General features: G+C 70.4%; 25 protein-coding genes. 14 read left to right on the forward strand and 11 right to left on the reverse strand.

All coding sequences use genetic code 11. The features are described 5' to 3' along the window. Positions 1-23 precede the first annotated feature (23 nt). Both HNR67_RS19770 and HNR67_RS19775 read left to right on the forward strand, forming a co-directional pair. On the forward strand, positions 24-980 hold the full coding sequence (locus HNR67_RS19770) for a LysR substrate-binding domain-containing protein (protein ID WP_185003727.1): 957 nt from the start codon (positions 24-26) through the stop codon (positions 978-980). Then, positions 977-1,831 (forward strand): serine hydrolase, encoded by an 855-nt coding sequence (locus tag HNR67_RS19775; protein ID WP_185003728.1) that lies wholly within the window; start codon positions 977-979, stop codon positions 1,829-1,831. The genes HNR67_RS19770 and HNR67_RS19775 overlap by 4 nt, the downstream gene beginning before the upstream one ends. A gap of 13 nt (positions 1,832-1,844) precedes the next feature. Here the strand turns inward: HNR67_RS19775 and HNR67_RS19780 are convergent, their stop codons facing one another. Next, a complete protein-coding gene (locus tag HNR67_RS19780) occupies positions 1,845-2,846 on the reverse strand; it encodes an ArsR/SmtB family transcription factor (protein ID WP_185003729.1) in 1,002 nt (333 codons plus the stop codon). Between the two features lie 569 nt (positions 2,847-3,415). Between HNR67_RS19780 and HNR67_RS19785 the strand changes: the two genes are divergently transcribed. From HNR67_RS19785 to HNR67_RS19795, 3 genes are all read left to right on the forward strand, one after another. Further along, on the forward strand, positions 3,416-4,489 hold the full coding sequence (locus tag HNR67_RS19785) for a type III PLP-dependent enzyme (protein ID WP_407645137.1): 1,074 nt from the start codon (positions 3,416-3,418) through the stop codon (positions 4,487-4,489). A gap of 102 nt (positions 4,490-4,591) precedes the next feature. After that, a complete protein-coding gene (gene speD, locus HNR67_RS19790) occupies positions 4,592-4,999 on the forward strand; it encodes an adenosylmethionine decarboxylase (protein ID WP_185003731.1) in 408 nt (135 codons plus the stop codon). Further along, positions 4,996-5,877 carry a spermidine synthase gene (locus HNR67_RS19795; RefSeq protein WP_246492555.1) on the forward strand — a complete coding sequence of 294 codons (882 nt, stop codon included), beginning with the start codon at positions 4,996-4,998 and terminating at the stop codon, positions 5,875-5,877. The genes speD and HNR67_RS19795 overlap by 4 nt, the downstream gene beginning before the upstream one ends. A 45-nt stretch (positions 5,878-5,922) precedes the next feature. Here HNR67_RS19795 and HNR67_RS19800 read toward each other — a convergent pair whose 3' ends face one another. The 4 genes from HNR67_RS19800 to HNR67_RS19815 all read right to left on the reverse strand — a co-directional run bounded on the left by HNR67_RS19800 (position 5,923) and on the right by HNR67_RS19815 (position 8,876). Continuing rightward, complete coding sequence (locus HNR67_RS19800; protein ID WP_185003732.1) at positions 5,923-6,525, reverse strand: DUF3558 domain-containing protein; 603 nt, start codon at positions 6,523-6,525, stop codon at positions 5,923-5,925. Next, complete coding sequence (locus tag HNR67_RS19805) at positions 6,522-7,064, reverse strand: hypothetical protein (protein ID WP_185003733.1); 543 nt, start codon at positions 7,062-7,064, stop codon at positions 6,522-6,524. Before HNR67_RS19805 ends, HNR67_RS19800 begins: the two co-directional genes overlap by 4 nt. 94 nt (positions 7,065-7,158) lie before the next feature. Next, positions 7,159-8,022, reverse strand: coding sequence for a S1 family peptidase (locus HNR67_RS19810; protein ID WP_185003734.1), 864 nt, complete (start codon positions 8,020-8,022; stop codon positions 7,159-7,161). Beyond that, positions 8,019-8,876, reverse strand: coding sequence for a S1 family peptidase (locus tag HNR67_RS19815; protein WP_185003735.1), 858 nt, complete (start codon positions 8,874-8,876; stop codon positions 8,019-8,021). Before HNR67_RS19815 ends, HNR67_RS19810 begins: the two co-directional genes overlap by 4 nt. Positions 8,877-9,368: 492 nt before the next feature. Between HNR67_RS19815 and HNR67_RS19820 the strand changes: the two genes are divergently transcribed. The 7 genes from HNR67_RS19820 to menC all read left to right on the forward strand — a co-directional run bounded on the left by HNR67_RS19820 (position 9,369) and on the right by menC (position 18,602). Beyond that, complete coding sequence (locus HNR67_RS19820) at positions 9,369-10,901, forward strand: MFS transporter (protein WP_185003736.1); 1,533 nt, start codon at positions 9,369-9,371, stop codon at positions 10,899-10,901. Positions 10,902-10,911: 10 nt separating this feature from the next. Then, positions 10,912-11,514 carry a class I SAM-dependent methyltransferase gene (locus HNR67_RS19825; RefSeq protein WP_185003737.1) on the forward strand — a complete coding sequence of 201 codons (603 nt, stop codon included), beginning with the start codon at positions 10,912-10,914 and terminating at the stop codon, positions 11,512-11,514. 14 nt (positions 11,515-11,528) lie between these two features. Then, positions 11,529-13,109 carry a PucR family transcriptional regulator gene (locus HNR67_RS19830; protein WP_185003738.1) on the forward strand — a complete coding sequence of 527 codons (1,581 nt, stop codon included), beginning with the start codon at positions 11,529-11,531 and terminating at the stop codon, positions 13,107-13,109. A 951-nt stretch (positions 13,110-14,060) separates the two neighbouring features. Then, positions 14,061-15,425 (forward strand): serine hydrolase domain-containing protein, encoded by a 1,365-nt coding sequence (locus HNR67_RS19835; protein WP_185003739.1) that lies wholly within the window; start codon positions 14,061-14,063, stop codon positions 15,423-15,425. Between the two features lie 134 nt (positions 15,426-15,559). Beyond that, positions 15,560-16,648, forward strand: coding sequence for a M20 family metallopeptidase (locus HNR67_RS19840; RefSeq protein WP_185010872.1), 1,089 nt, complete (start codon positions 15,560-15,562; stop codon positions 16,646-16,648). After that, complete coding sequence (locus HNR67_RS19845; protein ID WP_221489978.1) at positions 16,645-17,496, forward strand: GNAT family N-acetyltransferase; 852 nt, start codon at positions 16,645-16,647, stop codon at positions 17,494-17,496. Before HNR67_RS19840 ends, HNR67_RS19845 begins: the two co-directional genes overlap by 4 nt. After that, positions 17,493-18,602, forward strand: a complete 1,110-nt coding sequence (menC, locus tag HNR67_RS19850) for an o-succinylbenzoate synthase (protein ID WP_185003740.1) — start codon at positions 17,493-17,495, stop codon at positions 18,600-18,602. The genes HNR67_RS19845 and menC overlap by 4 nt, the downstream gene beginning before the upstream one ends. Here menC and HNR67_RS19855 read toward each other — a convergent pair. Then, positions 18,599-19,690: a winged helix DNA-binding domain-containing protein gene (locus HNR67_RS19855; protein ID WP_185003741.1), complete on the reverse strand. Its 1,092-nt coding sequence runs from the start codon at positions 19,688-19,690 to the stop codon at positions 18,599-18,601. The two genes, menC and HNR67_RS19855, sit on opposite strands and share 4 nt — an antisense overlap. A 136-nt stretch (positions 19,691-19,826) precedes the next feature. Next, positions 19,827-20,465, reverse strand: a complete 639-nt coding sequence (locus HNR67_RS19860; protein ID WP_312987644.1) for an HD domain-containing protein — start codon at positions 20,463-20,465, stop codon at positions 19,827-19,829. A gap of 107 nt (positions 20,466-20,572) precedes the next feature. Between HNR67_RS19860 and HNR67_RS19865 the strand changes: the two genes are divergently transcribed. Further along, on the forward strand, positions 20,573-21,541 hold the full coding sequence (locus HNR67_RS19865; RefSeq protein WP_407645138.1) for a GlxA family transcriptional regulator: 969 nt from the start codon (positions 20,573-20,575) through the stop codon (positions 21,539-21,541). On the opposite strand, the gene HNR67_RS19870 is transcribed toward HNR67_RS19865, so the two are convergent. The 4 genes from HNR67_RS19870 to HNR67_RS19885 all read right to left on the reverse strand — a co-directional run bounded on the left by HNR67_RS19870 (position 21,538) and on the right by HNR67_RS19885 (position 23,921). Then, positions 21,538-21,990: a flavodoxin family protein gene (locus HNR67_RS19870; RefSeq protein ID WP_185003744.1), complete on the reverse strand. Its 453-nt coding sequence runs from the start codon at positions 21,988-21,990 to the stop codon at positions 21,538-21,540. The genes HNR67_RS19865 and HNR67_RS19870 overlap by 4 nt on opposite strands. Positions 21,991-22,035: 45 nt before the next feature. Continuing rightward, positions 22,036-22,266, reverse strand: coding sequence for a hypothetical protein (locus tag HNR67_RS19875; RefSeq protein ID WP_185003745.1), 231 nt, complete (start codon positions 22,264-22,266; stop codon positions 22,036-22,038). An 88-nt stretch (positions 22,267-22,354) separates the two neighbouring features. Next, positions 22,355-23,302 carry a LysR family transcriptional regulator gene (locus HNR67_RS19880; protein ID WP_185003746.1) on the reverse strand — a complete coding sequence of 316 codons (948 nt, stop codon included), beginning with the start codon at positions 23,300-23,302 and terminating at the stop codon, positions 22,355-22,357. A gap of 130 nt (positions 23,303-23,432) precedes the next feature. Next, positions 23,433-23,921 carry a MarR family winged helix-turn-helix transcriptional regulator gene (locus HNR67_RS19885; RefSeq protein ID WP_185003747.1) on the reverse strand — a complete coding sequence of 163 codons (489 nt, stop codon included), beginning with the start codon at positions 23,919-23,921 and terminating at the stop codon, positions 23,433-23,435. 56 nt (positions 23,922-23,977) lie between these two features. Here HNR67_RS19885 and HNR67_RS19890 point away from each other — a divergent pair, with 56 nt between their 5' ends. Continuing rightward, positions 23,978-25,225: a multidrug effflux MFS transporter gene (locus HNR67_RS19890; RefSeq protein WP_312987647.1), complete on the forward strand. Its 1,248-nt coding sequence runs from the start codon at positions 23,978-23,980 to the stop codon at positions 25,223-25,225. Positions 25,226-25,228 lie beyond the last annotated feature (3 nt).

The following is a 25,228-nucleotide window of genomic DNA, read 5'->3' on the forward strand; positions in this document are numbered from 1 at the left end:
CTGATCCGATATCATCGCTGCTCGTGGACCTGGTCCGGCATCTCCGCTACTTCCTCGCGGTCGCCGAGGAACTGCATTTCGGCCGGGCCGCGCACCGCCTCGGCATGGCCCAGCCCCCGCTGTCCCAGCGCATCCAGCGCCTGGAACGCGAACTGGGCGTGCGGCTGTTCGACCGGTCCGCGCGTGCCGTCGCGCTCACCGACGGCGGCCGGTTGCTGCTCACCGAGGCCCGCGACCTGGTCGAGCGGGCCGAACGACTGCGGGCGCTGGCCGGGCAGGTCGCGCGCGGCGAGGTCGGCACGCTGCGGGCCGGGATCCTGCCGGACCTCGGCGGCGGCGCGATCGGCGCCCTGGTGCGCGCGTTCGGGCGGCGATGCGCCGGGGTGGACCTGGAACTGCACGAGATCACCACCGCCGAACAGCAACGCGGACTGGCCGAACGCCGCCTCGACGTCGGCATCCTGCGCCACCCCTTCGATGTCCACAGTGGACTGTCCATGGGCGCGGTGCTGGTGCGGGAGCTGGCAGTGGTGCTGCCGGTGGGGCACCGGCTGGCCGAGCGGGCCGAGATCGGACTGGCCGAACTGAGCGGGGGACTGGTGCTGTTCCCCCGCGAGGACGCGCCCGCCTGGTACGACGAGCTGCTCACCGGCTGCGCCCGGCACGGCTTCACCCCCACCGAGATCCACCAGGCAGGCAACCCGGACTTCGCCGCCGGTCTGGTGCTGGCCGGGCACGCGGTCGCCCTGGCCGACGGTGCACTGGCCACCCGGCACCCCGGCCTGCTGGCCCGGCCGGTGCGCGGCGCACCACTGCGCCAGCGCACCTCCCCGGTCTGGCCAGCCGACCGGCGTACCGCGGCCACCGACGCCTTCGCCGCCGCGGTCGCCGAGGTGCTCGGCGCGGCCGGCCTGCCTCAGGCCACCAGCCCGGCGGGCAGCGCCCTGCATCCACGACCGGTTTCGGAGTTCTGGGTATGAGCGGCATTCGCGGCCGGATCGAGGCCGCCTTCACCCAGGCCGGGGTCACCGGCCACCTGCACGCCGCCGACCTCGACGGTCCAGGCCAGCTCGCCGTGCGGGCCGACGCCCCGGTCTGCCTGGCCAGCGTGTTCAAGGTGCCGCTGCTGGTGGCCTGGCACCGCGCCGAGCCGGACCCCACCGAGCAGATCACCCTGCACCCGGAGCAGCGCACCGGCGGCGCCACCGGGATCGGCGCCATGCACGACCCGATCACGCTGTCCCTGCGCGACCTGGCCTACCTGGCCATCGCGGTCAGCGACAACGCCGCCGCGGACGCCCTGCTCGACCGGATCGGCCTGCCCGCGCTCAACCAGGCCCTCGCCGACCTCGGCCTGACCGCCACCACCATCCGGCACACCGGGCGGGACCTGCAGACCACCATGGCGCAGGACGCCGGCGGTCCCGATCCGGCGCTGCTGGCCGACCCTGCGGTGCTGTCCCGGTTGCGAGTGCTTGATCCGGCCCGCACGAATTCCTCCACCGCCAGGGAGATGACCCGGCTGCTCGGGATCATCTGGCGGGAGGAGACCCCGGGCGCGGCGCTGCTGCGGCGGGCGATGGGCCTGCAGGTGTGGCCGCACCGGCTGTCCTCGGGCTTCCCCTTCGACGACGTGCGGGTCTCCGGCAAGACCGGCACGCTGCCCACGGTGCGCAACGAGATCGGCGTCATCGAGTACCCCGACGGCGGCCGCTACGCCGTCGCGGTCTTCACCCGCAGCGCGAGCACCGCCTTCGCGCTGCCGGCCGCGGACGCGGTCATCGGCACCGCCGCGCGCCTGGCCGTCGACCACCTCCGGCAGACCCGCTGACCCCGGGCGGAGGTCAGCGGGCCTGCCGGAGCTGGGTGCGGGAGGAGTCCAGCAGGGCCGAACCACCCGCGCTGAGCCGGTGATAGGCCGCGCCCGCCCGGCGTTCGGTGGTGATCAGGCCCGCGTTGCGCAGCACGCTGGCGTGCTGGCTCGCCCCGGCCAGGGAGATGTGCATCAGCTTGGCCAGTTCGGTGGTGGTCAGGCTCGGCGTGCTCGCGATGGTGTCCAGCAGCTGCGCGCGGGTCCGGCCCAGCAGGGTGCCCAGCGCGGCGCTGCCGGTGGGCCGCTCGCCAAGCGACCAGGACCAGTCGCCGGTCTTGGCCACCGGGTAGACCAGCACCGGCGGCTGCTCCGGGTCCTCCAGGGTGATCGGGCGGCCCCAGCAGAAGAAGGACGGGAGCAGCAGCAGGCCGCGGCCGTCCAGGTGCAGGTCCTGCTCGACCGGGTAGTCCACCTCCAGCACCGGGGCCTGCCAGCGGATCGCCGGATGCAAGGTGCTGAACAGCCGGTCCAGGCCCCCCGACAGCAGTGCCTGGCTCCTGCTCTGGCGGTCGGACTGGATCGCGGCGGTGACCGCGGGCCAGTAGGGCGCCAGCGCCACCCGGTGGTACTGGTGCAGCGCGACGCCCAGCCTGCGCAGCATCGGCGCCTCGCCCCTGGCCAGCTCACCGGCCCAGTCCGGCAGCCTGCGTTCGGCGGCCAGCCGGGTCAGATCGCGGTGCAGCACCGGCTTGGCCGTGCCGCAGAGCTGCTCGACGCCTTCCAGGAGGGTCTGGCCGGACACGGGCGGGGTCAGGAAGTCCACCGAGTAGCCGGTGGGTGGGGCGAGCATGGTGAGCAGGCCGGCCGAGGCGGTCAGCTCGGCGCGGGCCAGTTTGCGCCAGTGCCCGAAGGTCTGGGACCCGATGGTGGACTGCACCAGGTGCAGGCTGAGCAGGATCTCCCACAGCGGGTCGGCGCCGTCGTTGAGCCTGACTCTGGCCAGGTCGGCCGGTGTGAAGTGGATGCGAAGCACGGGGACTTCCAGCGGCGAGTGGGCGGACGGGTACGCGGCTGGCGGGGCCGCGGTGGCTATATGTTACAAGCTGAAACAGTTAGGTGTGCCGTTAAACTTTGAACGTCCCAGGATTCAGCGAGGAGTGAAACCGCTAGCTCACCGGGTCGCGGGGCTGCACCCTGGCGCACGTGAGGTCCGGTTGGGACAGCAGCGCTCCCTGACTCGCTGCCCGGGTGCCGCCATCGAGTGGCCGCACCCAGTGACGTCCGTCTCGTTTCGGGTGCCCGCGCGCCCGGGTATCCGCTTTGACCTGCGCCGATATCCGTCCGCAGTGGACAGACCGGGGGTCTGACCGGATCGGAGTATGGATCACCCGTCGTGGTGGCCTAGAGTTGCAGGCTGCGCTGCGTGTACTGCGTAGCGGGACGGAGGTATTTAGCGGAATGGTCGAGCGCCTCGCCGTTGCCGGAGTGCACACGGATTCACGCACCCGCCCCACGGTCGCATCGACTTTTCCGCCGACAGCCGCCGATACCGGCCGAGTCCAGCGTTTTCTGGACACCCAACGGCCGGCCACCCCCTGCCTGGTGCTCGACCTGGACATCGTCCGGCAGCGCTTCCTTGACCTGCGCGCGGCCCTGCCGGCCGCGGAGATCTTCTACGCGGTGAAGGCCTGCCCGGCGCCCGAGGTGGTGGCGCTGCTGGTGGAGCTGGGCGCCTGCTTCGACGTGGCCAGCCCGGCCGAGATCGAGCTGTGCCTGGCCAAGGGTGCCCGCCCGGAGACCATCTCCTACGGCAACACCATCAAGAAGGCCGCCGACATCGCCCGCGCCTACGCGGCCGGGGTCCGGCTCTACGTCACCGACAGCGCCGAGGACCTGGCCAAGCTCGCCGAGCACGCGCCGGGCTCCGAGGTCTTCTGCCGGGTGCTGGTGGTCAACGAGAGCGCGGGCACGCCCTTCGGCAAGAAGTTCGGCTGCGCCGAGGACATGGCCCTGGACCTGCTCGCCGAGGCAGGCAGGCTGGGCCTGCGCCCGGCCGGGATCTCCTTCCACGTCGGCTCCCAGCAGGTCGACCCGCACGCCTGGCACGACGGCATCGCCCAGGCAGGCCGGATCACCCGGACCCTGCGTGCGCGCGGCATCGAGCCCACGCTGGTCAACCTGGGTGGCGGTTTCCCCGCGCGCTACACCGAGAGCACGCCGCCGCTGGCCGAGTACGCGCAGGCCATCGAGGGCGCGCTGGGCGAGCACTTCGGCGCGCACCGGCCACGGGTGCTGATCGAACCCGGCCGCGCGATCGCCGCGGACGCCGGGATCATCCGCACCGAGGTGGTGCTGGTCGCCCGCAAGTCCTATGTGGACGATCGGCGCTGGGTGTACCTGGACATCGGGCGCTACAACGGATTGGCCGAGACCGAGGGTGAGATGATCACCTACCGGCTGGCCGCGGGCACGCCGGAAGGCGAGCGCGGACCGGTGGTGCTCGCCGGGCCGACCTGCGACGGCGACGACGTCCTCTATCAGCGCACGGTGTACGAGTTGCCTTTGGCGCTACGCGCCGGAGACCACGTGGACATCCTCAGCGCGGGGGCCTACACCGCCAGCTACGCCTCGGTGGAGTTCAACGGCTTCGCGCCGCTGCCCACGCACTGCATCTGACCCCACACCAGCACACCCACCCCAACTCCCCATCCCCGTGCGGGATGGGCCTTCCCTGCGCGCGAACCCCGCGCGCTACTTCGACAGTAGGGAGGTTGATAGATGTCCATTGCTCCTGAAGCGGTGCAGACCGTCGGTTTGTTCAGCGGACAGCACGTCCTCGCGGAGATCGACGGGATCGACGCCGCGTTGCTGGACGACGAGGTGTTCCTCTGCCAGATCCTCGATGACGCGCTGAAGCGGGCCGGTGCGACCGTGCTGCAAGTCATCTCCAAGCAGTTCGACCCGCAGGGGGTGACCGTGCTCGCCCTGCTTTCGGAGTCCCACGCCTCCCTGCACACCTATCCGGAGATCGGGTCGGTGTTCGTCGACGTGTTCACCTGTGGCACCAAGGCCCAGCCCGAGATCGCGGTCGGCCTGCTGGCCGAGGCGATGGGCGCGAGCACCGTGCAGAGCCGGACCATCAGGCGTGGCCTGGAAAACCAGAACGAGATGAAGGTGACCCCATGACCAGTGTCGTCGAGGCCACGCGGGTCATCCGCGAGCCCATGGGACCGGGCCTGACCCGGATCTGGGACGTGCAGGACGTGCTGTGGGAGGGCGACACCGCCTTCCAGCACGTGGTGATCGGCCGCACCGAGCAGGGCGTGTCCCTGTTCTGCGACAACGACCGGCAGAGCACCGAGTACAGCCAGCTCACCTACCACGAGGCGCTGCTGGTGCCCGGCCTGCTGCTGGCCGAGAAGGTCAAGCGGGTGCTGGTGGTCGGCTCCAGCGAGGGCGTGGTGTGCCAGATGTCGGTGGCCTTCGGCGCCGAGATCGTGGACCACGTGGACATCGACGCCGAGTGCGTCAAGGTGTGCGCGGCGAACCTGCCCTACGGCTACACCCCGGCCGAACTCGCCGCGGCCGAGACGCACCAGGGCCCGGTGCGGGTGCACTACACCGACGGCTGGCAGTACCTGCTCGACGCGGCGGCGGATGAGAACCTGCGCTACGACATCGTGCTGGTGGACCTGCCGGACGAGCGCGAGGAGGAGGCCCAGCACAACCGGTTGTACGGCGAGGAGTTCCTCGGCATGTGCAAGGCGGTGCTGGCCCCCGGCGGCGTGGTGATCACCCAGGCCGGCTGCCAGACCATGTGGCGCAACAACACCCTGGTCCGCTCCTGGCAGCGCTTCAACGACACCTTCGGCACCGTCGTCTACTACGGCTCCGACGAGCACGAGTGGGCCTACCTGTTCGGCCGTGCCGATGCGGTGGCGGCGCCGGTGGAGAAGATGGTCGAGCGGCTGAAGACCAGCAGCTACGCGCCCGCGTCCATTGACGCGGAGGCGTTGCGGGGCAACAGCATTCCGCCTTACCTGGTGCGTAAGAGCTACAGCTGAACGCGTGCGCGTGCCGGTCCGTGATGGCGGACCGGCACGCGTGGTTCAGCTGCCCGCGCGCAGGTTCTGGATCACGAAGGTCGCCATCCGGTCGGAAACCTTGCACGGGGTCTTGTAGTCCGGATTGTCCAGCGCGAGGTTTACCGCCACCTCCATCATGAGGTCCTTGTTCAGGCCCAGGTGGGTGGTGCAACCGCCACGTTCGGCCTTCTTCTCGTCGTGGGTGTGCACGGCCGGGGTGCCCGCCAGCTCACCTGCCGGCTCGAAGAACGGGTTCTGGTCCTTCAGCTCGAAGAAGCGTTCCCACCTGACGGCTTCGGGCTTGGCGTAGAGGGTCGCCGAGACACGGGTGTCCACACTCACGTCGCTGGCGTTCCAGACACAGGACGGCCCGAGGACGGACTCTCGTGGCGCAGGCGCCCGGGTGGCGCCTACGGTCGCGCGCTGTGCCGGCGTGAGCAGGTCGCACATGCGGTCCTTGTACGCGTCAGCGGAGACCGGGTTGTTGATCGGCGGTGCCAGGCTCTGCTTGCTGGTACTGGGCGGAGCGCTGGTTGTCCGGGTCGGGTCGGGGGAACCACCGCCGCAGCCGGCCAGCACCAGAGCGCTCAATGAGATGATGACGGCGAGCTGGACTCTGCGGGTCACGAGCCATGTCCTCCGATGCCCTTGTTCTTGCCCTCGGTGTTCTCGTGCTCGCGCACCATAGCCTTGATATTATTGATCATGGTTTGGAGTGTGGTCTCCAAGTCCTTGTTGGCCTTGCCGTGGCAGCCCTGCTCATCGCTGGCCCGCTGGACGATCGCCTTGACCGCGGCCTTGCTGTACGGATCGTTGTACGGCGGGTCGAGCCGTCGAAGCTCGCGGGCGTCCTCGCCGATGGCCCGGACCTCGTCCAGCGCTTCCTGCAGCTTGGCCAGGGCCTTGCCCGCGTGGGCCGGGTCGATCAGGTAACGACCGGTCTGGCGCAGTGAGCCCTCGATGTCGACCGGTTGTGGGTTCGGGTTCGCTCGTTTCTGCTGTTCCAGCAGCTTGCGCTGGCTGGGTGTGAGCAGGTGTTCGTCCGGATCCGCCATCTCGCTGTCCTCCCCTGTCAGCGCGGCGATACTCGGCCGCAGCTGGCCTTTTTCATCCCCCCAGGCATCGTAACCATGGACGAATCGGGAAAGGGAGCGGATCCACTCCACCGCAGGATCGCTCAAAAGGAGTAGTGGCACCCACAAAAAGATGACGCTCCGCCAATGAATCGCATTGGCGGAGCGTCAATTGCCGAGACTGGAATCAGGAGCGTGCCCTTGGCGAGATGTACTCGCCGATCTCCACGTTGGACAGCTTGGCGTACACACCCGGGTAGCCGATGGCCGCGCAGCCCTGGCCGCGGCTGACCACACCGACCTGGATGAAGGTGTTGCGGCTGGGCAGGGAGACGAACAGCGGGCCGCCCGAGTCGCCCTGGCAGGTGTCCTTGCCGGTGCGGCCCGCGCACAGGTCGCGGTCGGAGGTGTCCGGGTAGGACACCGCGCACTCGTCGTTGGACACGATCGGCACGTCCACCTCCTGGAGGCGGTCCGGCCGGTTCACCACGCCACCACCGGGGAAGCCGGGCTGGGCCTCCATGTTGCCCCAGCCGATGCCGGTGACCAGGCGGCCCGGACGCTCCAGCGCGTCGGTGCCCGGGGTGACCAGCTGGATCGGCTTGATGGTGGTGATCGGGGTGGCCAGGAACAGCAGCGCCACGTCGTAGCTGCCGTCGGCGGCGTACTTGTCGTGGATCTCGAAGCCCGCGACCGCGCGCTCCTCACCCTGGGTGGCCGAGAGCTGGGTGCGGCCCACGATCACCGAGACGTTCTTGATGGTCTCGGCGGTGTAGCCCTCCACGCAGTGCGCGGCGGTCAGCACCACGCGCGGGCCCACCAGCGAACCGCCGCAGCGGTGCCGGTTGTACGCGGTCGGGCCGCGCCGGGCGTCCTGCATGGTGGCCATGAACGGGTACTTGCCATCCGGCACCGGGGTGCCGCCCACGACCAGCGCGCCGGGGTCACCGGGCGGCGGGCCGGACGGGGACGCGGCGGAGGTCCCCGTCAGCAGGCCAAGGCCCAGGGCGGCGGTCATCGCCGCGAACAGAAGTCGCTTGCCACGGTTCACTGGGCTGCCTCCAACGACGCGAGGGTGGTCGGGTTCTGGATCCAGCCGCCGATTTCCTCGTGCGACAGCTTGGCGTACACGCCGGGGAAGCCCAGCGCCGCGCAGCCACGACCGCGGCTGACCACGCCGATCTGGATGAAGGTGTTGCGGCTGGGCAGGGAGACGAACAGCGGACCGCCGGAGTCGCCCTGGCAGGTGTCCTTGCCCGACTTGCCGGCACACAGGTCACGGTCGGAGGTGTCCGGGTAGGAGACCGCGCACTCGTCGTTGGAGATCAGCGGGACGTCGACCTCCTGCAGGCGGTCCGGGTAGTTGACCACGCCGCCGCCGGGGAAACCGGTCTGCGCCTCGGTGTTGCCCCAGCCGATGCCGGTGACGATGCGGCCGGGACGCTCCAGCGCGTCGGTGCCGGGGGTGACCAGCTGGACCGGCTTGATCGTGGTGATCGGCAGGTCGAGGGAGAGCAGCGCGATGTCGTAGCTGCCGTCGGTCTTGTACTTCGGGTGCACCTGGGCGAAGCGCACCTTGCGCTCCTCACCCTGGTTCATCGACAGCTGCGTGCGGCCGACGATCACCGAGAGGTTCGAGATGGTCTCCGGGGTGTAGAAGGCCACGCAGTGCGCGGCGGTCAGCACCACCCTCGGCCCGACCAGGGTGCCCCCGCAGTTGTGCCGGTCATACGGGGTCGGCCCGAACCGGGCGTCCTGCAGCGTGGCCATGAACGGGTACTTGCCATCCGGCACCGGGGTGCCACCGACGACCAGCGCGCCCGGGTCGCCGGGGTTCTTCGGCGGCGCCGCCGCGGACACGCCGGCGGTGGCCACCACGCCGAGTGTCGCGGCCAACACGGCCATGAGGAGACGTCTACCAAGCATGAGTGCCCCTTTTGTCTCTGTGCTGGCAGGAAGGTGTGCAGACCCCCGCCACCCGAAGATCGGCTACGGGGTGCCAGCGACGCTATGCGCAGCGCGGATCGGGCCACATCAGACGATCGGCCGGAGCTGGGGCTACGATCGGAGTGGGCTGAATGGCCGGTGAGCCAGGTCACTTTCAGTTGGGCCAACCCGGGGCGGGGGTCGCGCGTCTGAACTGGATGACCACGGCTGTGTCCGGGCAAACGATGGGGGTTGCCCGACCTTCGTCTGCCGTGCGCTCGACGAAAGCTCGCTGCCGAGCCGTCGAATGACACCATACTGTCTCTTCTGGAACTACCGTGACGCGTCACGCGTTGGTTCAACGTAAGTTTTTCCAAGTACGGGGCAGACCTGAAGCCGAGCTGAAGCTCGGTTAGGGTCGGTGCCGCGCCGGGGGAGTGTCCCCGGTGGCGAGCAGGGGAGGAAGACCCGATGGACACCGCACCCTCGGCGGTCGTCTCGCGTCGGCGCTGGGCCGTGCTCACCGTGTTGTCGGTGAGCCTGCTGCTGGTCGCGGTGGACGCCACCGTGCTGCACACCGCGGTCCCCTCGCTCGCGGCCGATCTGAAACCAGGCCCGGTCGGGCTGCTCTGGATCATCGACATCTACTCGCTGCTGGCCGCGCCGCTGCTGATCGCCTTCGGCACGCTGGGCGATCGGTACGGGCGCCGCCGCATCCTGATGCTCGGCTACGTGGTCTTCGGTATCGCCTCGATCGCGGCGGCCATGGCCACCACCACCGGCATGCTGATCGCGGCCCGCGCCGGACTCGGCATCGGCGGCGCGATGATCATGCCAGCCACCCTGTCCGTGCTGCGGCACATCTTCCCCGACCGCAAGGAACGCCAGTTCGCCATCGGCGTGTGGAGCGCGGTCGCCGCCTCCGGCGCGGCACTGGGTCCGCTGCTGGGCGGGGTGCTGGTGGAGTTCTTCAGCTGGCACGCGGCCTTCCTGATCAACGTGCCGGTCATGCTGATCACCATCCCGCTGGCGCTGTGGCTGGTGCCCGAGTCGGCCGACCCGGAGAAGGGCCGCTGGGACATCCTCTCCGCGGTGCTCTCCGCACTCGGCGTGCTCGGCATCGCCTACGGCATCAAGCAGGCCGCCCACCACGGCGTGCTCGACCCCGTCGCGCTGGCCACCGGCATCGGCGGCGTGCTGATGCTGGTCTGGTTCGTCCGCCGCCAGCTCAGCCTGGCGAAACCGCTGCTGGACATGCGGATGTTCCGCAACGCCACCTTCAGCACCGCGGTGGCCTGCGTGGTGCTGGTGATGAGTTCACTGGCCGGTCTCGGCCTCACCTTCTCCCAGTACCTGCAGTACGTGCTGCAACTCGGGCCCCTGGAGGCCGGGGTGCGGCTGATGCCCGCCATGGTCGCGGCCATCGCCGGTGGCCTGCTGGCCGCGCCGCTGCTGCAACGCTTCTCCACCAGCGTGGTCACCGCGGGCGGCTTCGCCATCACCGCGATCGCGCTGGTCCCGGCCGGGTTCTGGCTGGACACCTCCGACCACCCGTGGCTGCTGGTGCCCTGCCTGCTCGGCGTGGGCGTGGGCGTCTCGGCCGCGTTCACCGCCTCCTCCGACGCGCTGCTGGCCTCCGCGCCCCCGGCCCAGGCTGGTGCCGCCGCCGCGGTGGAGGAGACCGGGTACGAACTGGGCACCGGACTGGGCACCGCCATCGTCGGCAGCGTGATGACCGCCGTCTACAGCACGCACCTGGCCGCCGTGCCCGGTGTGCCCGGCGGGGTGCTGGACACGGCGAGGCAGTCCATGTCCGAGGCCGACCGGGCCGGTCGCGAACTCGGCGGGCCGGCCGGTGAGGCACTGCTCGCCGCCGCCCGGCAGGCCTTCGTGGACGGGCTCACGGTGACCCTGGTGATCGCCGCCGTGGTGCTGACCCTGGCCGCCATCGTCGCCTCCCGCCTGCTGCCCCGGCAGGTCATCAAGTCCGTCGGACACGACTGAGAGAGAAGCTGTGACCCCCACTGCCACCGAATCCGACGTCCAGGTCCGCAAGGGCTGGCGCACCCCCGCCGTGCTGTACCGGCTGATCAGCCACCCCGTGCTGCGGTTCGTGCTGGGCTGGGACCTGCCCAGCCGGGATGTCGGCAAATGGGTGCAGCGCAAGCCGGGCGGCACCACCGTGGAGATCGGCAGCGGCGGCGGCTTCTTCACCACCGCGCTGCGCGAGCACCTCGGCGCGGACAACCGGCTGATCGGGCTGGACCCGGCCGCGGGCGCGCAGAAGAAGCTGGCCGACAAGCACGCCGGTGCGCCCGGCGCGGACCTGGTGCTGGTGGCGGGCGACGGGTGCAAACTGCCCTTCGCCGACAACAGCGTGGACACCATCTTCTTCACCTACAGCCTGGAAGAGGTGCCCGACCCCCTGGCCGCGGTGCGCGAGGCCGTCCGGGTGCTGCGGCCCGGCGGCCAGTTCGTCGCCTTCGTGTGGCGCCCGGTGATCCTGCACAAGCGCCGAAAGCCGGTGCAGATCCTCATCGACACCCTGCTGACCAGGGAGAACGCCAGCAAGGGCCCGCAGAACCTGCGCCTGTCCTACCGCAAGGCCGCCGCGTGACATGATCGGCCGTCATGGCCGACCGGGAAATCCGCAACCGCCTGGACCACGTGCTCGCCGACCTGGGCAGCACCGTGCTCACCCCCGTCCTGCCCGGCAGACCGGAGGCGGTGGCGGACACCCCCGTCATCCACGACCCCGCCGAGCCACTCGAGCTGGCTCCCGGCGCGCTGCTGCTCGGTGTCGGGCTGCGTGAGCCGGCGCGGGTGGCCGGGTTGCTGACCGAGCTGGGTGTGCTTCGGGCGGCGGCGCTGCTGGTCAAGGCACCGGCCCCGGTCACCGAGGTGGTGCGGGTGGCCGCCGAGGCCGCCGGCGTCGCGCTGCTGGAGGTCAGCGCGGCCGCGTCCTGGTCGCACGTGCTCGCCCTGCTCCAGTCCCGGCTGGCCGCCGACGAGACCGCGTTGCCCGACGGGGCGCTGCCGCTGGGCAACGACCTGTTCGCACTGGCCAACGCCATCGCCGCGTTGCTGGACGCGCCGGTGGTGATCGAGGACCGGTCGTCCCGGGTGCTGGCCTATTCCGAGGGGCAGGAGACCACCGATCCCGGGCGGGTGGCGACCGTGCTGGGGCGGCAGGTTCCCGAGGAGCTGCAGCGGGAGCTGCGGGAGCAGGGGGTGTTCCGCGAGCTGTACCGCAGTGCCGGTCCGGTGCACGTCGACCTGGGCGGGGACACGATCCCGCGGGCGGCGATCGCGGTGCGGGCGGGGGAGGAGATCCTCGGGTCTGTGTGGGCCGCCGTGCGCAGTCCGCTCAGTCCGGCGCGGGTCACCGCGCTGACGGATGCCGCGAAGATCGTCGCGCTGCATCTGATGCGGCAGCGGGCCGGTGCCGATGTGCAGCGGCGGTTGCGGGCCGATCTGCTGGCCACGGTGCTGGAGGGCGGTCCGGACGCGGCCGAGGCGGCCAGCCGGCTCGGGGTGGCTCGGGAGTCGTTGTGCGTGCTCGCGGCGCAGGCCCGCGCCGAAGGCGGCCAGGCCGAACAGGAAGCCGCGACCCAGCGCCTGTGCGACGCGCTGTCCCTGCACCTGCGCACCACGGTCGCCCGGCCCACTGCGGCGGCGCCACAGGGCGGAGTGGTCTACGGCCTGCTACCCGTGACGGCCGATGCCGCGGCCGCCCGGATAGCCGAGGACTTCCTGGCCAGAACCGGCACCAAAGACGCGGTGCGGATTGGTATAGGGCGGATTGTGCCCGAGTGGTCGGAGGTGCCCCGCTCCCGCCGCGACGCCGACGCGGTGCTCCGGGCACTGGGCCACGCCCACCAGTCCGGCCCCGTCGCCCGCCTCGCCGACGTGCACGTCGAACTGCTCCTCACCCGGCTGGCCGATCAGCTCGCCGCTGATCAGTACCCGGTGCTCGGCCCAGTAGCCACCCTGCTAACCCACGACACCGAACACAACACCGACTTCGTGCCGACGCTGGCCGCTTATCTGGACTTGTTTGGGGATGTGTCCGCGGCGGCTCAGCGGATTCATGTGCATCCCAATACTTTTCGCTATCGGCTTCGACGCTTGTCCGAAATCAGCGGGCTGGATCTCGGGGATCCGCGGGCTCGGCTCGGCGCCCACCTCCAGCTCCAGTTACGTGATCTGTAAACCCAAGATCATCCCGCGTGTTGGCCGTTCTTGTACGCCGTGTTGGCCGTTGTTGTACGGAGTGTTGGCCGTTGTGGGACGGGGCGGGGGTTGGGGTTGGGGGTGAAAACCCCACGACGAGGGTTCTCGCGTGTTCTCCGTACGGCCTGGAGCTTGCTGACCACACCCCGAGGAGCGGCCCCTGCAACACAAACCGCCGCCGACCCCGCCCAACGTGACGGGGGCCGCTCCTCGGGGTGTGGTTGGCTTGCGGAAGGCCGTGCGGAGAACACGCGAGCCCTCGGAGCCACGCTGGGTCCGGCCCCGGCAGCACAATCCCCGCCCCGCAACCTGCTCATGCCGGTTCTTGATCTGCCCTCCCCCCTCCGGTGGTCTGCCCGGCCGGCGAGGCCATCTTTTCCGCTCTTGATCTTTGCGCTTGTGGCCTCTGTTGCTGAGGTACCCGAACAAAGATCAAGATCGTCCTCGCCGGACGGGCAGAAATCAAAGGATGGGGGGGAAAGTCAAGAACAAGAGCAAAGACGAAGAGCAGTGCTCGTACGGTTCCCCCATCCCCGTCAGCCTTCCGATACCAAACCACATCCCGAACAAGCAGACCGTGCGGTTGGGTAGCTAGGGCGGCGGCAGGTTGCGGTCTGCTTGCCCGGGATGTGGTGTGTCCTCTCCAGGCTGACGGGGATGGGGGAACCGCTCGGGGAGTGTTGAAAAGCCACCCCGGCTGCCTGTCCTCGGGCTTCGCCCGGTCGCGGCGCCTCAGAACCGCCTAGCCGCAGCGTTCCCGGGCTTCGCCCGCTTGCCCCCAATGCTCACCGCTCCGGGCTCCGCCCGCCCGCCGTCCCACAACGGCCAACGACCCGTACAACAACGGCCAACACACCGTCCCACAACGGCCAACACGCGTGTCGGCGGTGCCCCTCCCTTTAACGTACTAAGTACGCTAAGGTGGGGTGCATGGTCCGTGTCGACGATGTCCGTGTTCGGCTTCAGGAATTGCTTCCGGAGTTGGTGGTGAAGCATGGGGTTCCTGGGGCGCAGGTCGCGGTGTTGGTGGATGGGGGGATTGCCTCGGTGGCCGCGGGGGTGGTCAATCTGGGGACTGGGGTGGCGGTTACTGCTGATGCGGTGTTCCAGATTGGGTCGATCACCAAGTTGTGGACCGCGACGCTGGTGATGCAGTTGGTGGATGAGGGGTTGGTGGAGCTGGATCGGCCGGTGCGGGGGTACCTGCCGGAGTTGGTGCTGGGGGAGGAGGGGGTGGCGGCCGCGGTGACTACGCGGCAGTTGCTCAATCACACGGCCGGGTTCGCGGGGGATTTGTTCCGGGACACCGGGTCTGGGGCGGATGCGGTCGAGAAGTACGTGGCGACGCTGGGGGATGCGGGGCAGCTTTTCCCCTTGGGGGAGCAGTTCTCGTACAACAACGCCGGGTATGTGGTGCTGGGGCGGTTGGTCGAGGTGGTGCGGGGGAAGTCGTTCAACCAGGCGTTGCGGGAGCATCTGATCGATCCGCTGGGGCTGACGCACGCGGCCACCGACGCGGGAGAGGCCATTCGGTATCGGGCCGCGCTTGGGCATCTGCCGGGGGATCCGCCGGTGCCCGCGCCGTTGTGGGCGCTGGCCGCTTCCTCGGCGCCCGCGGGGACGTTGTTGTCCATGCGGGCGGCGGATCTGCTGGAGTTCGCCCGGGTCTTCGTGGACGGTGGGCGGGTGGGGGTGCTGGGCGCGGACAGTGTCTCGGCGATGTTGTCGGCTGAGGTGTCCGTGCCGGATGTGGGCCTGCTGTCCAGTCACTACGGGCTGGGGTGGGGGCTTTGGCGGGGGGCGGGGAATCTGGTCGCCGGGCACGACGGCGGGACCCTTGGACAGAGTGCGTTTCTGCGGGTGGTGCCGGAGGCTGGGGTTGCGGTCGCGTTGCTCACCAACGGTGGGGATCCGCTGTCGCTGTACCAGGATCTGGTGGTGCCGTTGATCGCCGAGCTGGGTGGGGCGCTGCTGCCCGCGGCACCGGTGCCGCCGGTGGAGCCGGTCGCGGTGGACGCGGATCGGGTGGTGGGGCGGTACGACGCGGTCATGGTCCGGTACGAGGTCAGCGTTGACGGAGATGGGCGGTTCTGGCTGCGGATGGTGCCGGTGACCGATGAGGCCAGGCTGCTGTTGCCGGAGGCGGTGGCGATGGAGCTGGTGGGGTACACGGCAGGCTCGCTGATCACCAGGGAACCGCAGCGGGGGGCGGTGCACATGGTGCTGGTGCCCATCGGCGAGGCGGGGAAGCCCGCTCGGTTCCTGCACAACAGCCGGGCCGCGGCCCGGATCTGAGGTCCGGGTCGCGCTGTTTGTCCGGTCGGACGAAAAACGGGCCGCAACTCGTCGGGCCGGATGAGGAATCCGGGGCTGTCATCTTCCAGACTGTCCCGGTGACCTCCGAACTGCTCCAGCGTGCGACCTCGGCCCTGCCCGCCCTGCTCGAGGACATCGGCGAGGTGGTGAGCTGTGAGTCGCCCTCCGCCGACCTGGCCGCGGTGGCCCGTTCCGCGGATGTGGTGAGTGAGCTGGGCCGGCGCCTCCTGGGGGTGACGCCGGCCCGGCTCGTCCTGGACGGGGTCACCCACCTGCGCTGGGTCTTCGGGGACCGGCCGGAGGTGCTGGTGCTGGCGCACCACGACACGGTGTGGCCGATCGGCACCCTGGCCCGGATCCCGTTCTCGGTCACCGACGGTGTGCTGCGCGGGCCCGGCTGCTTCGACATGAAGACCGGCCTCGTGCAGGCGCTGCACGCGCTGTCCTGGCTGCCCTCCCTGGACGGGGTGGCGATCCTGGTCACCGGGGACGAGGAGCTGGGCTCGTTCAGCTCCCGCCGGCTGATCGAGGAGACCGCGCGGGACTGCGCCGCGGTGTTCGTGCTGGAGGCCAGCGCCAACGAGGGCGCGATCAAGACCGAGCGCAAGGGCGCCGGCAAGTACCAGGTGGCGATCACCGGGCGGGCCGCGCACGCGGGGCTGGAACCCGAACTCGGGGTCAACTCGGGTATCGAGCTGGCCCACCAGGTGCTGGCCATCGCCGCGCTCGGCGATCCGGAACTGGGCACCACCGTGGTGCCGACGGTGATGTCGGCAGGCACCACCACCAACACCGTGCCTGCCGAGGCGATCGTGCACGTGGACGTGCGGGCCCGCACCATCGCCGAACAGCAGCGGGTGGACGCCGCCATCCGCGCGCTCACCCCGGTGCTGCCGGGCATCAAGCTCGAACCGGACGGCACCCCCAACCGGCCGCCGATGGAGGCCCGCGTCTCGGCCGACCTGTACGCCCGCGCCGTGCGACTCGGCGCCGAGCTGGGCCTGCCGCCGCTGACCTCGGCGGCGGTGGGCGGGGCCTCCGACGGCAACTTCACCGCGGGCATCGGCGTGCCCACCCTGGACGGGCTCGGCGCGGTCGGCAACGGCGCGCACGCCGAGCACGAACACGTGCTCACCGCGCACATCCCGCAGCGGGCCGCCCTGCTCGCCGCCCTGGTCCAGGATGTGCGGACGCCACGATGATCACCGACGACGCCGTACTGGAGACCGCGCGGCGGGACGCCATGGCGGCCGCGCACGCCGCGGGCGTCGAGATCGCCGAACTGGCCGAACTCGCCGACCTGCAACGCACCTTCCAGCTCTTCCAGGACATCTGGCTGCCCAGACCCGGCGGCGAGCCGATGACCGTCGAACTGATGCGGGTGCTCGAACACGCCGGTGGTTACGTCGCGGGCGCGTTCAGCGCGGACCAGCTCGTCGGCGCCAGCGCCGGTTTCCTGTCCGCGCCGATCGGGCGCACCCTGCACTCGCACATCGCCGGGGTGTCCGGTCAGGCCCAGGGCCGTTCGGTCGGCTACGCCCTCAAACTGCACCAGCGGGCCTGGGCACTGGTCCGCGGCCTGGACACGATCACCTGGACCTTCGACCCGCTGGTGCGCCGCAACGCCTTCTTCAACCTGGCCAAGCTGGCCGCGCTGCCCGCGGAGTACCTGCCCGACTTCTACGGCCCGATGTCCGACGGCATCAACGATTCCGGGCCCAGCGACCGGATCATGGTCGCCTGGCGGCTGGCCGAACCCGCCGTCGCCGCCGCCTGCGCCGGGCGCGGCCTCACCCCGGAGGTCACCGGCGCGCGACCGATCCTGTCCGATGTGGACGGTCGGCCGGTGCGGCGGGACACGGACGCGGAGACCGTGCTCGTGGCCGTGCCGTCCGATGTGGAGTCCTTGCGCGGCAAGGACTCCGTGCTCGCCGCCGAATGGCGCTTCGCCGTCCGCGACAGCCTCGGCGACCTGCTGGAGCGCGGCGCGGCCGTGACCGGCTTCCTCCGCAGTGGTTCCTACGTCGTGTCCAGGAAGGACCTCGCATGAAGATCACCGGAGTCGAGCTGCGCAGACTGCGGCTGCCGCTGGTGAGCCCGTTCCGCACCTCCTTCGGCACCGAGACCCACCGCGAGCTGCTGCTGCTCCGGGTGGTCACCCCCGAGGCCGAGGGCTGGGCCGAATGCGTGGCACTGGCCGAACCCGTCTACTCGCCCGAATACCTGGCCGGGGCCGAGCAGGTGCTCACAACCTGGTTCCTGCCCACGATCCTGGGCCTGGACGAGGTGGACGCGAACAAGGTCGGCCCCGCCCTGCACCGGTTCAAGGGCCACCGGATGGCCAAGGCCGCCCTGGAGACCGCCGTGCTGGACGCCGAACTGCGTGGCCGCGGCATCTCCCTGGCCGGTCACCTCGGCGCCACCAAGACCCGCGTCCCCTCCGGGGTCTCGGTCGGCATCATGGACTCCATCCCGGAACTCCTGGACGCCGTCGAGGGCTACCTCGCCGAGGGCTACCTGCGGATCAAGCTCAAGATCGAACCCGGCTGGGACGTGGCCCCGGTGGCCGCGGTGCGCGAACGCTTCGGCGACGAGCTGCTGCTCCAGGTGGACGCCAACACCGCCTACACCCTCGCCGACGCCCGCCATCTGTCCACATTGGACAACTTCGGGCTGCTGCTGATCGAACAGCCCCTCGGCGAGGAGGACCTGCGCCAGCACGCACAACTCGCCACCCGGCTGCGCACCCCGATCTGCTTGGACGAGTCCATCACCTCCGCCCAGGCCGCCGCGGACGCCATCGCCCTCGGCGCCTGCACCGTGATCAACATCAAACCCGGGCGGGTCGGCGGCTACCTGGAATCCCGGCGCATCCACGACCTGTGCCAGGCGCACGGGGTGGCGGCCTGGTGCGGCGGCATGCTGGAGACCGGCATCGGCCGCGCCGCCAACGTGGCCCTGGCCGCACTGCCCGGCTGCACCCTGCCAGGGGACACCTCGGCCTCGCACCGGTACTACCGCACCGACATCACCGAGCCGTTCGAACTGGTCGACGGCCACCTGGCGGTGCCGACCGAACCGGGCATCGGGCTCACGCCGCTGGCCGATCCGCTGGCCGAGTTCACCACCGAGACCACCTGGATCAAGAACCCCTAGGGCGCGACGGTCACCTCGACCGTGCCCGCGTCCGGTTCCTGGAAGCGCAGCAACGCCTCGCCCTCCTCGACCAGTTCGTCGAGGACCGGGCGGGGCAGCGGCAGGAACGGCCGCAGGGTCAGGATCGACTTGTCCTTCTTGCGGGTGGTCTCCCACACCCCGCGCACATAGCCGTCCACCAGGAAGGTGGCCCGCACCCGGAGGTTCTTGGTCACCACCTCGCCCCGGTGGTTGTCGGCGAGCACCCTGGTGCGGTCGCTGTGCGCCAGCACCAGGTTGTCGAACTCGGGCAGGTACCGCACCGGCGCGGGCACGTCCTCGTCCGGGCGCGGGGCCTCTGGCAGGTCGAACAGCTCGCGGCCGGACTCGTCCTGGAAGACCTCCAGCTTGTGCCGTAGTCGCTCCATGATCTGCTTGCCCTCGCCCAGCCCGGACCAGGTCTGGAAGTCCTGCGCGGAGGCCGGGCCGAACGCGCCGAGGTAACGCAGCGCGAGCTGATCTGTCGCGTCCACTGTGGACAGTGGCTCGGGCAGCCATTCGTCGGCCAGGGTGAAGGCGGCCACGGTCGGGAAGGACCAGCGGTCCTGGGTCGGCCGCATCACCAGCGGCAGCTGGGTGCGCACCGCGTAACCCAGCGCCCGGTCGTTCACCGCCGGGAACGCCTCCTGCAGCAGCGGGCGCAGCTCGGTGAAACTGCGCGGCGCGGTGGCCAGGATCGCCCGCGCGGTGGGCAGCAACCGGTCCAGGTCCAGGCCGTTGGCGCGGGAACCCAGCACCCGCAGCGAGGCGGTCAGCATCGGTTGCAGGGTGTGCCGGAACCGGAGGAAGTCGGCCGCGCTCATCAGGTGCAGGGTGCCGCGCATCAGCGTGGCCCGGACGATCGTGCGCTCGTGCAAGGCGTTGTGCAGTTCCGGCTTCTTAAAACCGGCGATGCGCGTCCACAACGCCACGAACGGCGGTCTGGCCTCCTGAGCCTGGATCCCGCACAGCCGCTCGATGAGATCGACCGCGGAGACCTGGTCCCTGCTCAGGAGGTGCTGACGCGCTAGCGTCGCCCGGTTGAGCCGGCCACGGGTCACGATGTCCATACCGGCCAGCTCATCATGTTCGTGGCCGGCTACGGGGACAATCCGGGCAAGAACGCGAGGATGTTACCCGTTTGATGAGTAGTCCGCTGGCCCGTCCGGTCGTCGGTTGTCCACTCGGGCAACGCCGCGACCCGGCTCATTCCGGCCAGGCCGAGGCCAGAACCCCTTCGGTGAAGTCCACCCGGACGAAGGTGGGATCGAAGCGGGCTTCCACGTCTGCCTTGATATTGCCGAAGGTGGTGGCCTGCCGGTGCGCCAGTCCATGGTGGAACGCTTCCAGAATACGGCGTTTGAAGTCCGGTCGCGGATGCTCGGCCACCACCGCCTCCCGGGCGGCATTGGTCATCTCGTCGAAGGCCAGACCCATCACGTCGACCTCCACCCCGGCGAGCACCAGGGCGATCTCCGGGGCCATGTGGTGCGGGATCTCCGGGGTGGTGTGCAGGGCGATCGCGGTCCACACCGTGTTCACCGCCTGCTCGGGCAGACCGTGGCGGCGCAGGAACTCGGCCGCGTCGTCCGCGCCGTCGATCTCGAAGCGCTGCTGGGACCCGGCGTGCCGGGGGGTGAGGCCGAGGTCGTGGAACATCGCGCCCACGTAGAGCAGTTCCGGGTCCACGGTCAGGCCGCGGTGCCGCCCGCGCAGCGCGCCGAAGTAGTAGACCCGGCGGGAGTGGTGGTAGAGCAGCTCGTCGGTGCGGTCGCGGACGAGTTCGGTGGCCTCCCTGGCCAGCGCGCTGTCCGGGACGGTGACCTCGTGTGAGGTGGCGGGCACGGTGTTCTCCGTTGTGCTGGAAGGAATCCGACTGCTCCAGGCTGTCATTCGGACGGGTGCGCCGGGGTGGGTGATCTGGACGCGAACCCCTCGGATCCGGCCATACTGTGCCGGTGTCCGCCACGCCCCGCACCGTGCTCGTCGTGCTCTACGACGGCGTCCGCCTGCTCGATGTCACCGGCCCACTGGAGGTCTTCGCGGTGGCCAACGAGCACGGCGCGGACTACCGGCTGCTGCTGGCCTCACCGGGTGGCGCGGACATCCGGGCCAACACCGCCTCCCGGCTCGGCGCCGACCTGGACCTGGCCGCCGCCGACGCGCACGGCGCCACCCTGCTGGTGCCCGGCGGCCCGGACTGGGCGCGCACCATCAGCGACGCGGACTTCCTCGGGCACATCCGGCGGCTGTCCGCCCAGGCCGAGCGCACCGCCTCGGTCTGCGGTGGCGCGTTCGTGCTGGCCGCGGCCGGACTCCTGGACGGCAGGCGGGCCACCACGCACTGGGACCTCACCGACGCGCTCTCCCGCCGCTTCCCTGCGGTGCGGGTGGACGAGGACGCGATCTTCGTCAGGGACGGGCCGGTGATCACCTCCGCCGGGGTCACCTCCGGCATCGACCTGGCCCTGGCCCTGGTCGAGGAGGACCTCGGCGTGGACGCGGCCCGCACGGTGGCCAAGTACCTGGTGGTGTTCCTGCAACGTCCTGGCGGGCAATCCCAGTTCAGCGCGCGGGAACGAGCGGGCCGCCCGCGCACCGAGGGCCTGCGGCGGCTGCTGGACACCGTGGTCGCCGACCCGGCGGGGGAGCATTCCCTGGCCGGGCTGGCCAACCGGGCGGGCATGAGCGGACGGCACCTCACCCGGCTCTTCCGCGAGGAACTCGACACCACCCCGGCGCACTACGTGGAGCGGGTGCGGGTGGAGGCGGCCCGGCATCAGCTGGAGAGCACCGCGGACCCACTGGACGTGGTCGCGCGGCTGGCCGGGTTCGGTTCGGTGGAGACGTTGCGGCGGGCCTTCCACCGGGAGATCGGCGTGACCCCTGGCGGCTACCGGTCGCGGTTCCGCCGGGACTAGTCGAGCAGGCTCGCGGCCACCGTCGCACCCAGCTCCCAGCAGGACTCGAGATCGTCCTTGCCCGGCTGACCCAGCACGGTCACCGGAGGGAACGCCTTGCGCCACTTCAGGCCGGTGGCGATGGACTCCACCGCGCGCACCGCGCCCTCCACGCCTTCGTTGCCGTGCACATAGAGGCCATAAGGCCGGCCGATGGTCGCCGAGAGGCAGGGATAGTAGACCGTGTCGAAGAAATGCTTGAGCGCACCGCTCATGTAACCGATGTTGGCCGGCGTGCCCAGCAGGCAGCCGTCCGCGTTGAGCACATCCACCGGCGAGGCGGTCAAAGCCGGTCGGACCTGCACGTCGATGCCGTCGAGGTCCTCGGTGCAGGCGCCGGAGACCACCGCCTCCAGCATGGCCTGGGTGGCCGGGGAGGGGGTGTGGTGGACGATCAGCAGGGTCGGCATCGTCCACTCACCCTGTCAGGTGGCGAGGGCGGTCGCCAGCCAAGGTCAACCAGGGGCGCCGTGGGTCAGATCCCGCAACGCCAGCGGTCGGGCCAGTGCCTGCGCGGTCCGGTTCAGGAACAGGGAGTCGAACGGGCTGGGGGCGGCCAGCGGGCCGCCGAACTGGCGGAAGTAGTGCAGGTCAGTGTCATTGTCCGGCTGATACAGGGGGAGCTGCCTGGCCACGTGCCGGTAGTCCTCGATCTGCCGTTTGAGGTCCCAGTAGCGAGGTGACATAACAGTACAGTGCGCCAAATCACAACTGTTGGGTAATGTCAGCAGGCCATAGCTTCCGCGTATGCCCCCCGCCACCTGTCCTTAACCTTCAGGACAGCGAGCCGTGCCGGTCCAGCCAGTAGGCGTAGACGGGGTGGTACTCGACCTGCTCGGCGTAGTCCTCGGCCAGGAAGCGCTGCAGTTTGTCGGACTGGCGGGCGATCGCGCCCTCGCGGTGGTGCACCAGCAGCCGGGTGGTGCGCAGCGGGGTGTCCCGCAGCGGCCGGTTCACCGTGCCGCCTGGTGGGTCCGACAGTGGCGGGCACAGCAGCACCGCCTGCTGGCTGCGCACCAGCTCATCTGCTTGGGGCAGGTCCACCCGGTGCCGGATGCGTGGCACGAATCCGGCCCGGCCGCAGGCGGCGTAGATGGACTCGTCGTCGTTGTTGCCACACGGCGAGGGCGTCGCCCAGTCCTCCCCGGCCAGATCGCCCAGGCTGACCTCGCACTGGGCGGCCAGCGGGTGGCCGGAGGCGAGCCGGACGAACACCGGTTCGACCACCACCACGTGGTAGACCAGCGCGGGCATCCGGCGCAGCTCGTATCCGTCGCACTCGTTGAGCAGCGCGACATCCAGGCGTCCGCTGTCCAGGACCTCGGCCACCGCGTGGGAGGACGGGCCTTCCTCGGTGCGCAGTTCGGCCGCGGGGTGCAGTGTGGACAGACCGCGCACCAGGCTGGGCAGCAGTGGTCCCGGCCGCACGCCGATGCGGATCTCGCGCAGTTCCTCGTCCTCGGCCTGGGTCCGGGCTGGGCCGAGGCCGTCGAGTACGGGCAGCACCGAGTTGGCCCGGACCAGGATGAAATCGCCCAGCGCGGTCGGCCGCACGCCATCGCGTTCGCGCACGAACAGCGGCCCGCCCATGAAGCGCTCCAGCCGCTGCACCTGGCGGGTCAACGTGGGTTGGGACAGCCCGAGCACCGCGGCCGCCTTGGTCATGCTGCCGGCCTCGGCGATTGCGCACAGCATCCGCAGGTGACGGACCTCCAGGTCCATGCCGCCATCGTATGGACCCGAACGGCCCGGTGGAAAGGCGCAAACGACTGAGGGCCGCGATTGGCCAATACTGTTTTGTTCAGTTGTCGAGACAGGGCCAGTTCTGTTTCGTGGCAACGGTTTGCATGATTCAGTCCTCCTGGTCGTCGAGTTCGGCGATGAGTTGGTGCAATGCGGGCAAGGCGTCCTGGAGGGTGTCCAGTTCGGCTGCGGACATCCGGGAGAACGCCGCGGCCACCACCCGGCGGCGGTGCCCGTCGAACTCGGCCAGCCGACCCAGGGCCAGTTCGGTCGGGTGCAATCGGGCGCTGCGCCGGTCCTTCGGGCAGGTCCGCCGTTCCAGGAGGTCCTCGGCGCCCAGCGCGGCCACCAGGGTGCTCACCGTGTTGGCGGCCAGTTGCAGGGTCTGCGCGGCCTCGCGCACGGTCAGGCCGGGGCGGGCGGCGACCGTGCGCAGCAGGTTGGCCTGGGCCTCGGGCAGCGGCGGGTGTGGGAAGTGCCGCCGGGTGTTGCGCAGCACCGCCATCCGCAGTCGCGGCAGCACGGCGAAGAGATCGTCGGCCAATTGTGTTCGGCAGTCGGTGGAGCGGGCGGAATCACGTTTCCCCGGCGCGGGCATTCCCGTATCTTAACCTGGATACATCCTTCGCAGAGGTAATGAGCTGGGGAGCTTCCGTGCTTGACGAGCAGACCGCCGCACCGCCGTCGACAGCCGGGTCCAGGGCTGCCACCGCCTTCCTGGCGGTGTTACTCGGGGGCTGCTCCGCCTTCGGGCCGCTCACCATCGACATGTACCTGCCCGCCTTCCCGCAGATCGCCGCCGACCTGGGCGGCACCGCCAGTCAGGTCCAGCTCACGCTGACCGCCTGCCTGATCGGACTGGCGCTGGGGCAGCTGGTGATCGGCCCGCTCAGCGACATCCTGGGCCGCCGCCGTCCGCTGCTCGGCGGGCTCGCGGTGTACGCGCTGACCTCGGTGGCCTGCGTGTTCGCCGACAACATCGGCCTGTTCGTCGGCCTGCGTTTCCTGCAGGGCGTGGCAGGCGCGGCCGGCATCGTGATCGCCCGCGCGATCGTCCGGGACCTCTACTCCGGGGCCGCCGCGGCCAGGTTCTTCTCCAACCTGATGCTGATCACCGGCCTGGCCCCGATCCTGGCCCCGATCCTCGGCGGCCAACTGCTCAGGATCGCCGACTGGCACGGCGTGTTCGCGGTGCTGGCCGCCCTCTCGGTGGTGCTGTTCCTGGCCGGACTGTTCGGCCTGCGCGAGACCCTGCCGGTCGAGCGCCGCCACGGCGGGGGACTGAGCCAGACCTTCCGCTCCATCGGCACCTTGCTGCGGGACCGGGCCTTCGTCGGCTACGTGCTCACCTCCGGCCTGGCCATGGCCGCGATGTTCGCCTACATCTCCGGCTCGCCGTTCGTCATCCAGGAGCTGTACGGGGCGTCCCCGCAGGTCTACAGCCTCATCTTCGGTATCAACGCGATCGGCATCGTGGCGGTGTCCCAGGTCAACGGCAGGCTGGCGCACCGGGTGCACTCGCGCACCCTGCTCGGCATCGGCGTCCAGGTGGTCTCGCTGGCCGGGCTGGCGTTGCTGACCGTGGCGATCGTCGGCGGCGTCGGGATCGGCCTGATCGGTTTCCTCATCCCGCTGTTCCTGATGATCGCCAGCATCGGCCTGATCCTGCCGACCACCACCACCCTGGCCATGGCCGATCACCCCGAGGCGGCGGGCGCCGCGTCGGCGTTGCTGGGTTCGGTGCAGTTCGTCATCGGCGGGCTGACCGCGCCGCTGGTGGGTCTGGCCGGACAGGACAGTGCGGTGCCGATGGCCGCCGCGATGGCGCTTATGGGTGTCGCCGCGTTCGCGATGTTCTTCTTCGTGGCGCGTCCCGCCGCCAAGAAGGCTGCCGCCGCCTAGCAT

Origin of the sequence: Crossiella cryophila, assembly GCF_014204915.1 — a bacterium.
GTDB lineage: Bacteria > Actinomycetota > Actinomycetes > Mycobacteriales > Pseudonocardiaceae > Crossiella > Crossiella cryophila.

What these genes read in the sequence shown, in the direction of transcription:
- HNR67_RS19775 (WP_185003728.1), top strand. Translation starts at nt 977, where the DNA reads ATGAGCGGCATTCGCGGCCGGATCGAGGCCGCCTTCACCCAGGCCGGG.
- speD (WP_185003731.1), top strand. Translation starts at nt 4,592, where the DNA reads ATGTCCATTGCTCCTGAAGCGGTGCAGACCGTCGGTTTGTTCAGCGGA.
- HNR67_RS19795 (WP_246492555.1), top strand. Translation starts at nt 4,996, where the DNA reads ATGACCAGTGTCGTCGAGGCCACGCGGGTCATCCGCGAGCCCATGGGA.
- HNR67_RS19815 (WP_185003735.1), bottom strand. Translation starts at nt 8,876, where the DNA reads ATGGCCGTGTTGGCCGCGACACTCGGCGTGGTGGCCACCGCCGGCGTG.
- HNR67_RS19820 (WP_185003736.1), top strand. Translation starts at nt 9,369, where the DNA reads ATGGACACCGCACCCTCGGCGGTCGTCTCGCGTCGGCGCTGGGCCGTG.
- HNR67_RS19830 (WP_185003738.1), top strand. Translation starts at nt 11,529, where the DNA reads ATGGCCGACCGGGAAATCCGCAACCGCCTGGACCACGTGCTCGCCGAC.
- HNR67_RS19835 (WP_185003739.1), top strand. Translation starts at nt 14,061, where the DNA reads ATGGTCCGTGTCGACGATGTCCGTGTTCGGCTTCAGGAATTGCTTCCG.
- HNR67_RS19845 (WP_221489978.1), top strand. Translation starts at nt 16,645, where the DNA reads ATGATCACCGACGACGCCGTACTGGAGACCGCGCGGCGGGACGCCATG.
- menC (WP_185003740.1), top strand. Translation starts at nt 17,493, where the DNA reads ATGAAGATCACCGGAGTCGAGCTGCGCAGACTGCGGCTGCCGCTGGTG.
- HNR67_RS19855 (WP_185003741.1), bottom strand. Translation starts at nt 19,690, where the DNA reads ATGGACATCGTGACCCGTGGCCGGCTCAACCGGGCGACGCTAGCGCGT.
- HNR67_RS19870 (WP_185003744.1), bottom strand. Translation starts at nt 21,990, where the DNA reads ATGCCGACCCTGCTGATCGTCCACCACACCCCCTCCCCGGCCACCCAG.
- HNR67_RS19875 (WP_185003745.1), bottom strand. Translation starts at nt 22,266, where the DNA reads ATGTCACCTCGCTACTGGGACCTCAAACGGCAGATCGAGGACTACCGG.
- HNR67_RS19880 (WP_185003746.1), bottom strand. Translation starts at nt 23,302, where the DNA reads ATGGACCTGGAGGTCCGTCACCTGCGGATGCTGTGCGCAATCGCCGAG.
- HNR67_RS19885 (WP_185003747.1), bottom strand. Translation starts at nt 23,921, where the DNA reads ATGCCCGCGCCGGGGAAACGTGATTCCGCCCGCTCCACCGACTGCCGA.